The 11,607-nt window shown below is 68.2% G+C and carries 13 protein-coding genes; 7 read left to right on the top strand and 6 right to left on the bottom strand.

Going from position 1 to position 11,607, the window contains the following annotated elements; all coding sequences use genetic code 11:
- Window positions 1–11 precede the first annotated feature (11 nt).
- Window positions 12–818, top strand: coding sequence for an ABC transporter permease (locus Q0747_RS08695; RefSeq protein ID WP_298253776.1), 807 nt, complete (start codon window positions 12–14; stop codon window positions 816–818).
- 73 nt (window positions 819–891) lie between these two features.
- Here Q0747_RS08695 and Q0747_RS08690 read toward each other — a convergent pair whose 3' ends face one another.
- Together Q0747_RS08690 and Q0747_RS08685 are read right to left on the bottom strand one after the other, a co-directional pair.
- A complete protein-coding gene (locus Q0747_RS08690; protein WP_298253614.1) occupies window positions 892–1,605 on the bottom strand; it encodes a class F sortase in 714 nt (237 codons plus the stop codon).
- Window positions 1,606–1,616: 11 nt separating this feature from the next.
- Entirely contained in the window at window positions 1,617–2,390 is a 774-nt protein-coding gene (locus Q0747_RS08685) for a hypothetical protein (protein WP_298253612.1), read from the bottom strand.
- A 171-nt stretch (window positions 2,391–2,561) separates the two neighbouring features.
- Here Q0747_RS08685 and Q0747_RS08680 point away from each other — a divergent pair, with 171 nt between their 5' ends.
- From Q0747_RS08680 to Q0747_RS08660, 5 genes are read left to right on the top strand one after another with little or no spacing between them, the layout of a single operon-like run.
- Complete coding sequence (locus Q0747_RS08680) at window positions 2,562–3,050, top strand: hypothetical protein (protein WP_298253610.1); 489 nt, start codon at window positions 2,562–2,564, stop codon at window positions 3,048–3,050.
- 51 nt (window positions 3,051–3,101) lie between these two features.
- Complete coding sequence (locus Q0747_RS08675; protein WP_298253608.1) at window positions 3,102–3,923, top strand: exodeoxyribonuclease III; 822 nt, start codon at window positions 3,102–3,104, stop codon at window positions 3,921–3,923.
- Between the two features lie 16 nt (window positions 3,924–3,939).
- On the top strand, window positions 3,940–4,983 hold the full coding sequence (gene trpS / locus Q0747_RS08670) for a tryptophan--tRNA ligase (protein WP_298253606.1): 1,044 nt from the start codon (window positions 3,940–3,942) through the stop codon (window positions 4,981–4,983).
- Between the two features lie 45 nt (window positions 4,984–5,028).
- Window positions 5,029–5,586 (top strand): 2'-5' RNA ligase family protein, encoded by a 558-nt coding sequence (locus tag Q0747_RS08665; protein ID WP_298253604.1) that lies wholly within the window; start codon window positions 5,029–5,031, stop codon window positions 5,584–5,586.
- A complete protein-coding gene (locus Q0747_RS08660; RefSeq protein ID WP_298253602.1) occupies window positions 5,546–6,637 on the top strand; it encodes a YihY/virulence factor BrkB family protein in 1,092 nt (363 codons plus the stop codon). Before Q0747_RS08665 ends, Q0747_RS08660 begins: the two co-directional genes overlap by 41 nt.
- Here Q0747_RS08660 and Q0747_RS08655 read toward each other — a convergent pair whose 3' ends face one another.
- The 4 genes from Q0747_RS08655 to sdhC all read right to left on the bottom strand — a co-directional run bounded on the left by Q0747_RS08655 (window position 6,638) and on the right by sdhC (window position 10,152).
- A complete protein-coding gene (locus tag Q0747_RS08655; RefSeq protein ID WP_298253600.1) occupies window positions 6,638–7,426 on the bottom strand; it encodes a succinate dehydrogenase iron-sulfur subunit in 789 nt (262 codons plus the stop codon).
- Window positions 7,426–9,204 (bottom strand): succinate dehydrogenase flavoprotein subunit, encoded by a 1,779-nt coding sequence (gene sdhA, locus Q0747_RS08650; RefSeq protein WP_298253598.1) that lies wholly within the window; start codon window positions 9,202–9,204, stop codon window positions 7,426–7,428. Before sdhA ends, Q0747_RS08655 begins: the two co-directional genes overlap by 1 nt.
- A 91-nt stretch (window positions 9,205–9,295) precedes the next feature.
- Window positions 9,296–9,763 (bottom strand): succinate dehydrogenase hydrophobic membrane anchor subunit, encoded by a 468-nt coding sequence (locus tag Q0747_RS08645; protein WP_298253596.1) that lies wholly within the window; start codon window positions 9,761–9,763, stop codon window positions 9,296–9,298.
- Window positions 9,764–9,768: 5 nt separating this feature from the next.
- Complete coding sequence (gene sdhC / locus Q0747_RS08640; protein ID WP_136453117.1) at window positions 9,769–10,152, bottom strand: succinate dehydrogenase, cytochrome b556 subunit; 384 nt, start codon at window positions 10,150–10,152, stop codon at window positions 9,769–9,771.
- A gap of 233 nt (window positions 10,153–10,385) precedes the next feature.
- On the opposite strand from sdhC, the gene Q0747_RS08635 reads away from it, so the two are divergent.
- Window positions 10,386–11,525: a mannose-1-phosphate guanylyltransferase gene (locus Q0747_RS08635; RefSeq protein WP_298253592.1), complete on the top strand. Its 1,140-nt coding sequence runs from the start codon at window positions 10,386–10,388 to the stop codon at window positions 11,523–11,525.
- The last annotated feature ends 82 nt before the right edge of the window (window positions 11,526–11,607 follow it).

Raw genomic sequence — 11,607 nt, 5'->3', positions numbered from 1 at the left:
CGGGGCCGGACCTGCGGCTGGAAGGCTCCACGCGACCATTGGCCGCACTGTACTCCCGCAACGCGAAGGCGGTCATCGCCCGGGGGCTGCTGGCGACCAGGAGCAGCAACGGGCTGGTCCTGGTGTCGGGTTTCTTCGAGCCGGTGCTCTATCTCCTGTCCATGGGGATCGGACTCGGCGCGCTCGTCGGCGAGCTGGACGGACCCGACGGGCGCCCCATCAGCTACGCCGCCTACATCGCACCGGCTCTGCTCGCGGTGTCCGCGATGAACGGTGCGGTCTACGACAGCACGTGGAACGTCTTCTTCAAGATGAACTTCGCCAAGCTGTACCAGGGCATGCTGTACACCTCGCTCGGGCCCCTCGACGTGGCGATCGGTGAGATCTTCCTGGCGCTGCTCCGCGGCGCCCTGTACGCCACCGGGTTCACCACCGTGATGGCACTGATGGGTCTGCTCACCACGCCGGTGGCGCTGCTCATGATCCCGGCGTCGGTGGTCGTCGCCTTCGGGTTCGCATCCTTCGGCATGGCGATCACGAGCTTCATGAGGACGTTCCAGCAGATGGAGTGGGTCAATTTCGTGATGCTGCCGATGTTCCTGTTCTCGGCGACCTTCTACCCGCTGAGCGTCTACCCGCAAGCCGTCCAGTGGTTCATCCAGGCGTTACCCCTCTGGCACGGCGTGGAACTGCTCCGGCAGATCAGCGTGGCGTCGTTCGGCCCTGCCACGCTGGTCCACCTCGGCTACTTCCTCGTCATGATCGCCGTCGGGATGTTGCTGACCACGCTGCGCCTGCGGAAGCTGTTCCTGAAGTAGGGCACCCCCTGAAGTAGGGACCTCCTGAACCAGGGCACCTCCTGAAGTAGGGCACCGAGGCAGGAACGCGGCGTCAGGTCCTGAGGGTCGCGTAGACCACGTAGTTGTCGTCGAACTCACCGGTGTCGGGGTTGTAGCCGTCACAGGTGATGAGGCGCAGTTCCGAGCCCGCCGTGTTCCCGTAGACCGTGAGCGTGGGGAACTCGTCCTTCATGTACTGCTCGCCGCGCTGGAACTCGAAGACCGCCGTCGTGCCGTCCTCGCGGACCACGTTGATGACGTCCCCGGTCTTCAGCTCACGCAGGCGGGCGAACACACCGGCGCCTCCGTCCGTCGCGTTGACGTGGCCCAGCATCACGGCGGGGCCGCGTTCCCCCGGTGTGGGCGACTGGTTGTACCAGCTCGCGGGGGATCCGGGCTCGCCCGGCGGGACCTCGAGACTCTTGTTCTCGCGAAGTCCGAGGCTCAGCAGCTCGGAGCGTGCGCCGATGGACGGGATGTCGAGCGTGGTCGGGACCGAGGCGGGCAGCACGGGCGGCAGGGACGGCGCAGCGGTCGGCGTCGCCGGAGAGGACGCGGTGGGTACCGGCGTCGCTGGGGAGGACGCGGTGGGTACCGGCGTCGCGGGCGCCGACGGGGAGGTGCCCGCGGCCGACGACGACGCGGCGGAGGTCGGCTGCGCGGCGGTGCCCGGCTCGGCGGCGGATCCACAGCCGGCGAGGAGAAAGAGGGCGGCCACCGCCGGGGCCGTGAAGCCCCAGCGACGGCCGGTTTTCCTACTGATCACAGGGATCAGGATTATGCGTTGTGCGCCGCGCGACGACGGACCATGAAGGTTCCGCCTGCTGCTGCGGCCAGCACGAGACCGCCACCGAGGGCGATCATGCCCGTGGAGGAGTTCTCGGTGGCGACACCGGTGTCGGCGCCACCCTCGGGCATGGCGGCCATCTGGCCCTTCACGAGCGTGCCACACAGTGCGGGCGAGGTGGCGCCGAGGGGAAGCTCGGGATCCAGGTCGCTGGGCGAGCTGAAGACCTCCTCGGAGACGCCGGCGGTTGCCGGATCCAGGCCGTGCACGACGACGACCGAGGTGCCGGCCTCGAGCGACTTCTGCTGGGCATCACTGATGGTGATGGTGCGCTCGATGGTGTACGAACCACCTTGTCCACCCAGCTCGAGGTTCAGGGCTGCGGCCGGCGACGTGTCACCGGAGGTGGTCAGCGTGGTGAGGATGTTGCCGTAGCGATCAGCAGCCTCGGTGGTGCTGACGATGCCGTTGCCGTCGGCGTCATCGGCGGGTGTGGGGCAGGTGCCCATGGCCTCACCGTGGACGTGCTGCACGTGGGGGTACGGTCCGTCCATGAAGGTCTCGGCCAGGCCGGAGACCTGCAGGTTGACCTTCGCCTGATCACCGGTCACATCGACGGTGACGGTGCCGGTGCCGGTGGTGCCGTTGAGCTGGCCCAGGGTCGAGGAGTAGGAGCCGTCGGCCGCGAGGGCGGGCGAGCTGGCCATGGCGACTGCGCCGAGGGCGAGGGCCGGTACCGCGAGGAAACGCATTTTCTTGTTCATGATGATGTCCTCCATAGTGCGAATGCTGCGCACCGTGGGGCACGCACGGGAGTAGTTCGGGGTGAGTCCCGTCACGGATTGGGAAGCTGGAGAGAAAGTTGGAATTACCTGGCAGTTCGCCCGCGGTGGAAGCACGTGGGACACCCGGACAGGATGCGGGACAATGGCCGGATGCAGTCATTAGGGAGCAATGGGCGGCCTGCGGGTCGGGGTCCGAGCATGCGCATGGGCAGTACGGGGGTGGCGATCATGCTGGTCGTCTTCCTCGTGGCCGTGGTCTTCGCGGCGAACCAGAACGACGTGGTCGGCTGGCTGGTGGTGATCATCTCGCTCGGCTGGCTCCTCGTGTTCAGTTTCGTGGTGTTCAGCCTCCGCTCCGCGGCCCGCAAGGCGGCCGCGCGTCTGCGGGGTCACGCCGATGCGGGCGCGGGCGGGCAGGGCAGCGGGTCCCCTGTCGCGGTGGACAGGTCCAGGGAGCTGAAGCTCGAGCACAGCTTCAAGATCGTGCAGGTGCAGGTGGATGTGGTGCGGGAGTACCTCGGGAAGGACCAGGAGATGGTGGAGCGGGCGCTCGAGACGATCGAGATCACCTCCCACAACGCACGCTCCATGATGAAGGATTCCGGCGAAGGACCCGTGGAGGGCACTGTTGTCGACTGACCGGGAGTGCCGCAGGGACGACGGCGCACACTCGCGGGTAGGGTTGAGCGGGTGAATCCGGCATCGAGTCCAGAAGAAACCGTGCGCATCGCCTCGGTGAACGTCAACGGGATCCGCGCGGCCTACAAGCGGGGCATGCAGCAGTGGCTGGACGGGCGCGGCGTGGACATCCTGTGCCTCCAGGAGGTGCGCGCCCCCGATGCCGTGGTCCGGAGCCTGCTGGGGGAGCACTGGCACATCCAGCACGCCGAGGCGGAGGCCAAGGGCCGTGCCGGGGTGCTGATCGCGTCGCGCCAGGAGCCGGTGGCGGTGCGGACCGGCATCGGCGACAGCTACTTCGACACCGCGGGCCGCTGGGTCGAGATGGACCTCGAGATCAGGGGTGCCGCCCTCACGGTGGTCAGTGCATACGTCCATTCCGGCGAGGTGGGCACCCAGAAGCAGGATGACAAGTACCGCTTCCTCGACGCCATGGGGGAGCGCCTCGCCGGGCTTCGGGACGGCGCGGGGCACGCCGTGGTCCTCGGCGACCTCAATGTGGGCCACACGCAGCGCGACATCAGGAACTGGAAGGGCAACGTGAAGAAGGCCGGGTTCCTCCCCGAGGAACGTGCCTACTTCGACCGGTTCCTCTCGGACGGGTCCGGCTTCGTGGACGTGGCCCGCTCACTGGCCGGCGACGTCGACGGCCCCTACACCTGGTGGTCCTGGCGCGGCCAGGCGTTCGACAACGACACCGGGTGGCGTATCGACTACCAGCTCGCCACGCAGGACCTCGCCACGCGCGCCGTCAGTGCCGACGTCGACAGGGCGCCGAGCTGGGACACGAGGTTCTCGGACCATGCGCCCCTCGTCGTCGACTACCGGATCTAGCACCAGGACCACACCCATGACCGACACCGAACAGGCCACCGCACCCCGACGCCGGCAGCGCGTCCTCTCGGGGATGCAGCCCTCCGCGGGATCCCTGCACCTGGGCAACTACATCGGCGCCCTCGTGCAGTGGGTGCAGCTGCAGGAGGAGTACGACGCCGTCTTCTTCATCCCCGATCTGCATGCGATCACCGTTCCGCAGGACCCGGCGGAGCTCGCCCGGCGCACCCGGACCACGGCGGCGCAGTACATCGCCGGCGGGGTGGACCCGGACCGGGCCACCCTCTTCGTGCAGTCGCATGTGCCCGAACACGCCCAGCTCGCCTGGGTGCTGAACTGCCTGACCGGCTTCGGTGAGGCATCGCGGATGACGCAGTTCAAGGACAAGGCCTCGAAGCAGGGCACCGACTCCGCGAGCGTGGGACTGTTCACCTACCCGGTGCTGCAGGCGGCGGACATCCTGCTCTACCAGCCGGACGGCGTCCCCGTGGGGGAGGACCAGCGGCAGCACGTGGAGCTGAGCCGCGATCTCGCCCAGCGCTTCAACGCCCGGTTCGGGGAGACCTTCGTGCTCCCGCACCCCTTCATCCGGAAGGAGTCCGCGAAGATCTACGATCTGCAGAACCCCACCGCGAAGATGTCGAAGTCGGCCTCGTCGAGCGGTGGTCTCGTGAATCTCCTCGACGACCCGACCGTTATCACCAAGCGCATCAGGTCCGCGGTCACCGACACGGGGACCGAGATCCGCTTCGACCGCGAGGGCAAGCCGGGGATCTCGAATCTGCTCACCGTGTACTCGGTCCTCTCGGGCCGGAGCGTCACCGAGCTGGAGGCCGACTACGCGGGCCGGATGTACGGGCACCTGAAGGTGGATCTCGCCGAGGTGGTCGTCGAGGCGCTGGCCCCGGTCCGCCGTCGGGCGGAGGAACTCCTGGCGGATCCCGCCGAACTCGACCGCCTGCTCGCCAAGGGAGCGGCCAAGGCCCGGAGCATGGCCGCTCCGACGCTCGCGGAGGTCTACGCCCGCGTCGGTTTCCTGCCCGCCACGGTCGTCCCCTGACCGATGGGCGAGGTGAGCCCGCGGAGCCGAGCAGAGGGGACAGCCGTGTCGCGGTCACGCTTCGGCGAGAGCTGCGTGGGCATCACGATCCCGGTCCCGGAGCCACTCGCGGGGACCCTCGAGGCGCTGCGGGCCTCCTTCGGCGACCCGATGGCCGCACTCGTCCCACCCCACATCACCCTCATCACCACCACGCCCGCCTCCGACTGGGACGCCACGATCCGGCACGTCCGCGACGTCGCCCGGCGGCAGGAGCCCTTCCTGGTGCGCCTGCTCGGTACGGGCTCCTTCCGGCCCGTCTCGCCGGTGGTGTTCCTCCGGCTCGTCGCGGGCTTCGACGAGTGCGTCGGTCTGCATGCCAGGCTGCAGACCGGTCCGCTCGAGCGCGACCTCGCGTTCGACTTCCATCCGCACGTCACGGTGGCTCACGATGTCTCGGATGCCGCCATGGACGAGGCGATGCGGACACTGGCCGGCTTCGAGTCGTCCTTCGAGGTACGCACCATGGGGCTCTACGAGCACGTCCCTACCGGGCTCTGGACGCTGAGGGAGGAGCTGACCTTTGGCGAGGACCCTGACCGTTCCCAAACCGCCCCCGGTTGACCAGCCCTCCCCGACGGATCTGCCCGCTCTCCGGCGCAGGGTAATCGATGCCCGGATCAGGGTCGGCCGCCTCAGCCGCTCGGGTACCGGCGGCACGGAACTGCTCCTCGCGCGGCTGAACGTGGTCCTGTTCCGCATCTCCACGGCCGAGCCGGTGCGCGTCCTGCTCCTGTACGTGGAGCGGCGCGGCCCGCTGATGGCCGCCGGGCTCGCCTACAGGCTCTTCTTCGCCATCGCCGCGCTCCTCGTGGTGGGCTTCGCGACGGTCGGCATAGTCATCGCGGGCAACGAGGCGCTGCGCACCATCTCCGTCGACGCCCTCGACCAGTCCGTCCCGGGGCTGATCGATCGCGGGCAGGGTGCCGGCGGGCTGCTGGAGCCGCAGGCCCTGTTCGACGCGACGAGCGGGCTCGGGTGGGCGATCGTGGTCTTCACCATCGTGATGCTGGTGACCTCGCTCGGCTGGATCGCGGGGATGCGGCAGGCCATGCGGGGCCTCTTCGCCCTGCGCCCCGTGGCCATGAACCCGCTCCTGCTCCGGCTTAGGGACCTCGGCACCCTGGCCCTGCTCGGTGCCGTGATGCTCGTGACCACAGCTCTCGGCGTCATCGCCAACAACACCCTCGACGCACTGCTCTTGCTCCTCCAGCTCAGCGCGGTGACCCAGCTCCTCACGCAGGGAGCGGGCTTCGTGCTGATGATCCTGCTGGACACCCTCATGGCCGCGATCCTGCTCCGGTCCGCCTCCGCGATCGAGATGCCCACGGCGGTCCTCCGCCGGGGGGCCGTCCTCGCGGGCCTCGGCAGCACGGTGCTGAGGACGTTCTCGGCGCAGATTCTCGGGAGCGTGGGCAACAATCCGCTGCTGTTCTCCTTCGCCGTGATCCTCGCGCTCTTCGTCTGGTTCTTCCTCCTCAGCCAGGTGTACCTGCTGGCGACGGCGTGGTGCGCGATCGCCGCGGCCGATGCCCGGGGAGCGGCCGAGCGCGAGCACCACGCGAAGGCGGGCACCCTGAGGCAGCGGAGTCGCCGCCACCTCAGGGGTGGTTGATCAGACCCTCCGGGTCAGGATGGCCTGCTTGACCTCCGAGATCGCCTTGGTCACCTGGATGCCGCGGGGACATGCCTCGGTGCAGTTGAAGGTGGTCCGGCAGCGCCAGACACCCTCCTTGTCGTTGAGGATCTCCAGGCGCATGTCCCCGGCGTCGTCACGCGAGTCGAAGATGAAACGGTGCGCGTTGACGATGGCGGCCGGCCCGAAGTACTGGCCATCGGTCCAGAAGACGGGGCAGGAGGACGTGCACGCCGCGCACAGGATGCACTTGGTGGTGTCGTCGTACCGCTCGCGTTCCTCGGAGGATTGCAAACGCTCCTTGGTGGGGGAGTGCCCCTTGCTGATGAGGAAGGGCATGATCTCGCGATAGGACTGGAAGAACGGCTCCATGTCCACGATGAGGTCCTTCTCGACCGGCAGGCCCTTGATGGGTTCCACCAGGATGGGCTTGGACGTGTCGAGGTCCTTCAGCAGCGTCTTGCAGGCCAGACGGTTGCGCCCGTTGATACGCATGGCGTCGGAACCGCACACACCGTGGGCGCAGGACCGCCGGAAGGACACCGAGCCGTCGTGCTCCCACTTGACGCGGTGGAGGGCGTCGAGCACGCGGTCCGTGCCGTACATGGTGAGCTTCCACTCGTCCCAGTGCGCCTCGTCCGAGATCTCGGGATTGTAGCGGCGCACTTTCAGGGTGATGTCGAAGGTGGGAATCTCCCCGCCCCCTCCGACGCCGGGCGCGAGCTCGACCTTCGAGGCCGGCTCCTTCTCCATGGTTTCTGTGCTCATCAGTACTTACGCTCCATCGGCTGGTAACGGGTGAAGATCACGGGCTTGGTCTCGAGGCGGACTCCGCTGGTCCTCGTGGCACTGGGGTCCCGGTAGGCCATGGAGTGCGTCATGAAGTTCTCGTCGTCGCGCTCCGGGAAGTCCTCACGGAAGTGGCCCCCACGGGACTCCTTCCGATGCAGCGCGGCCGCCGTCATCACCTTCGCCATGTCGAGCAGGAAGCCGAGCTCCACCGCTTCCAGCAGGTCGAGGTTGAACCGCTTGCCCTTGTCCTGGACGGTGATACGCGTGTACCGCTCCTCCAGGCCGTCGATGACGCTCAGGGCCTCGAGCAGTGTCTCCTCGGTGCGGAACACCTGCACATTGGCATCCATGATGTCCTGCAGCTCCTTGCGGATGAGGGCCACCCGCTCGCCGCCCTCCGAGCTCCGGGCGCGGTCGAGCAGCGCCTCCGTCTCCACCGTGGGGTTCTCGGGGATCTCGACGAAGTCGGCGGTGAGTGCGTACTGCGCCGCCGCGATGCCGGCGCGCTTGCCGAAGACGTTGATGTCCAGGAGCGAATTGGTCCCGAGCCGGTTGGAGCCGTGCACGGAGACGCAGGCCACCTCGCCGGCGGCGTAGAGCCCCGGGACCACGGTGTCGTTGTCCGCCAGCACCTCCGCCGAGATGTTCGTGGGGATCCCGCCCATGGCGTAGTGCGCGGTGGGGAAGACCGGGACGGGCTCGGTGTACGGCTCCACGCCGAGGTAGGTGCGGGCGAACTCCGTGATGTCCGGCAGCTTCGCGTCGATGTGCGCGGGCTCGAGGTGCGTCAGGTCGAGCAGGACGTAGTCCTTGTTCGGTCCGGCTCCGCGTCCCTCCCGTACCTCGTTGGCCATGGAGCGGGCCACGATGTCGCGCGGGGCGAGATCCTTGATGGTGGGTGCGTAGCGTTCCATGAAGCGCTCACCGTCGGAGTTGCGCAGGATGGCACCCTCGCCGCGGGCGGCCTCCGAGAGCAGGATCCCCAGACCGGCGAGGCCGGTCGGGTGGAACTGGAAGAACTCCATGTCCTCGAGGGGGATGCCGCGGCGGAAGGCGATGCCCATGCCGTCGCCCGTCAGGGTATGGGCGTTCGACGTCGTCTTGTAGACCTTGCCGACGCCCCCCGAGGCGATGACGATCGACTTGGCCTGGAAGACGTGCAGCTCGCCCGAGGCGAGATCGTAGGACACGACGCCGGCCACCCGCTTCTCGAGGCGGGTCTCGCCGTCCACCGTGACCTCCTGGTCCACCATCAGGAGATCGAGCACGTAGTACTCGTTGTAGAACTCGACGTTGTGCTTGACGCAGTTCTGGTACAGGGTCTGGAGGATCATGTGCCCCGTGCGGTCGGCGGCGTAGCAGGAGCGGCGCACCGGCGCCTTCCCGTGGTCACGCGTGTGACCGCCGAAGCGGCGCTGGTCGATACGGCCCTCGGGCGTCCGGTTGAAGGGCAGGCCCATCTTCTCGAGATCGAGCACGGCCTCGATGGCTTCCTTCGCCATGACCTCGGCGGCGTCCTGGTCCACGAGGTAGTCCCCGCCCTTGACCGTGTCGAACGTGTGCCACTCCCAGTTGTCCTCCTCGACATTGGCCAGGGCCGCGCACATCCCACCCTGCGCTGCCCCCGTGTGGGAGCGCGTGGGGTAGAGCTTCGTCAGGACGGCGGTGTGGGCACGTTGCCCGGACTCGATGGCAGCGCGCATTCCCGCGCCGCCCGCGCCGACGATGACGACGTCGTACTTGTGGACCTGCATGCTGGTCGCTCTTTCTGTTGGAACCGGTGGTGGTGCGGGGCGGGCGCTCCGTCGCGTCCGCCCCGCGGATCTGCCGAGGTGCAGCAGGTGCCTAGGTGGCGGGGCAGTAGTCGGCCACGTGGGCCACACCGTCGATCACGGGGCACGGGTCGAAGGTGAAGATCACGAGGGTGCCGAGGACCACGATCACGACGGTGGAGGTGTACAACACACCCTTGAGCCACATCCGGGTGCTGTTCTTCTCGGCGTAGTCGTTGATGATCACGCGGATACCGTTCGTGCCGTGCAGCATGGCCAGCCACAGCATGGTCAGATCCCAGATCTGCCACAGCGGGTCGGCCCACTTGCCGGCGACGAAGCCGAAGTCGATGGCACTGATGCCGTCGCCGCTGACCAGGTTGACCCAGAGGTGGGTGAAGATGAGCACCACCAGCAGGGCCCCGGACAGCCGCATGAAGAGCCAGGCGATCATCTCGAAGTTGCCGCGGGAGGCCGATGAGCGGGAGTAGCCCGGCGAGACGCGGCCGGAGCGCGGGCTTTCGATTGTTGGCGTGGCCATGGGTCCTAACCTCCGAAGACGTGCATGAGATGGCGGATCGAGAAGGCGATCATGACGACGGCCCACAGACCGACGACGCTCCAGAGCATCTGCCGGTGGTACCTCGGGCCCTTCTTCCAGAAGTCCACGAGGATGACACGGATCCCGTTGAAGGCGTGGAACACGATGGCCGCGACGAGCCCGAGTTCGCCCAGGCCCATGATCGGGTTCTTGTAGGAGGCGATCACGGCGTCGTACGCCTCGGGCGAGACGCGCACGAGCGACGTGTCGAGGACGTGCACGAGGAGGAAGAAGAAGATCACGACCCCCGTGATCCGATGGGCCACCCAGGACCACTGGCCTTCCCGGCCACGGTAGAGGGTGCCTGCTGGTACCAGTGTCTTCGACATCGAAATGACCTCCCTGCATCGCGAGGGCGCTAGCGCGTTGTACGCAATGATTACGCCGGTGCGACAGCACTCTTGTGCACAACGATAATCTAGGCCGCCGACATTTACCGTTCAATGTAGGTGCGCCTGACCTGTGACGTTGTAGACACCGGCCCGATGCCGCCGCGACGGTGTGGACACCGGCCCGCCGGCAGCGGGTCCGGCTCCGGCGGGCGTCGGTTACCGTGGGACTGATGAGTACAGAGAGGGCGGCTGCCCGGAACCCCGACAGTGTGCTGGACCGCTTCCACGGCGTTATTCCCGCGGGAGGTACCGGCACCCGCCTGTGGCCGCTCTCGCGCGCGGCGGCGCCGAAGTTCCTGCACGATCTCACCGGCTCCGGCAGCACGCTCATCCGCGCCACCTACGACCGGCTGCTGCCGCTCAGCGGGGGCCGCATCATGGTGGTCACCGGGATCGTGCACCGGCGCGCCGTGCTGGCCCAGCTTCCCGAGATCCGGGACACCGACCTGGTGCTCGAGGCCGAGCCGAAGGACTCCGCCGCCGCCATCGGCCTCGCCGCCGCGATCCTGCACCGGCGGGACCCGGACATCATCATGGGGTCGTTCGCGGCGGACCAGGTGATCGCCCCCGTCGAGGTCTTCCAGGACGCGGTGCGGGAGGCCATCCACACGGCGGCCCGGGGTTACATCGTCACCATCGGGATCAAGCCGACCCACCCGTCCACCGGCTTCGGCTACATCCGCGCGGGTGAGCCGCTGTCCGTCGCCGGGGCGCCCACGGCGCGCGCGGTCATCGAGTTCGTGGAGAAACCCTCGCAGGCCGTCGCGGACGGGTACATCGACAGCGGCAACTACTCCTGGAACGCCGGGATGTTCGTGGCACCCGTGGAGCTCATGCTCCGGCACCTCGCGGCGAACGAGCCCGAGCTGCACGCCGGTCTGCTGGAGATCGCCGCGGCCTGGGACACCCCGCAGCGCGTGGCGGTGGCGCGCCGCGTCTGGCCCACCCTGCCGAAGATCGCGATCGACTACGCGGTGGCCGAGCCGGCGGCAGCCGCGGGCGACGTCGCCATGATCCCCGGAGAGTTCACCTGGGACGACGTCGGGGACTTCGCCGCCATCGGCCGCCTCAACCCGGCCGAGGAGAACAGCGAACTGACGGTGATGGGCGAGGGGGCCAGGGTGTTCTCCGAGAACGCCTCCGGCATCGTCGTCTCCGACACCAAGCGCGTGATCGCGTTGATCGGGATTGACGACGTCGTCATCGTGGACACCCCGGACGCCCTGCTCGTGACGACCAAGGAGCACGCGCAGGAGGTCAAGAAGGCCGTCGAACGCCTGCGGGCCAGCGGCGACACGGACGTGCTCTAGGCCGGAGGCGCTGCGTCGCCCCCGTCCGGGCGGCATGACGCGGTCCCGGGTGCGCCGGTGCCGTGCCCCGGTGTCGGTAGGC

The organism is uncultured Arthrobacter sp. (genome assembly GCF_947493765.1).
Classification (GTDB): domain Bacteria; phylum Actinomycetota; class Actinomycetes; order Actinomycetales; family Micrococcaceae; genus Arthrobacter_D.
This window is presented reverse-complemented; position numbering and strand designations above follow the sequence as displayed.

Coding starts and splice junctions, on each gene's coding strand:
- trpS (WP_298253606.1), top strand. CDS start 3,940: ATGACCGACACCGAACAGGCCACCGCACCCCGACGCCGGCAGCGCGTC.
- sdhA (WP_298253598.1), bottom strand. CDS start 9,204: ATGCAGGTCCACAAGTACGACGTCGTCATCGTCGGCGCGGGCGGCGCG.
- Q0747_RS08680 (WP_298253610.1), top strand. CDS start 2,562: ATGCAGTCATTAGGGAGCAATGGGCGGCCTGCGGGTCGGGGTCCGAGC.
- Q0747_RS08645 (WP_298253596.1), bottom strand. CDS start 9,763: ATGGCCACGCCAACAATCGAAAGCCCGCGCTCCGGCCGCGTCTCGCCG.
- Q0747_RS08635 (WP_298253592.1), top strand. CDS start 10,386: ATGAGTACAGAGAGGGCGGCTGCCCGGAACCCCGACAGTGTGCTGGAC.
- sdhC (WP_136453117.1), bottom strand. CDS start 10,152: ATGTCGAAGACACTGGTACCAGCAGGCACCCTCTACCGTGGCCGGGAA.
- Q0747_RS08655 (WP_298253600.1), bottom strand. CDS start 7,426: ATGAGCACAGAAACCATGGAGAAGGAGCCGGCCTCGAAGGTCGAGCTC.
- Q0747_RS08685 (WP_298253612.1), bottom strand. CDS start 2,390: ATGAACAAGAAAATGCGTTTCCTCGCGGTACCGGCCCTCGCCCTCGGC.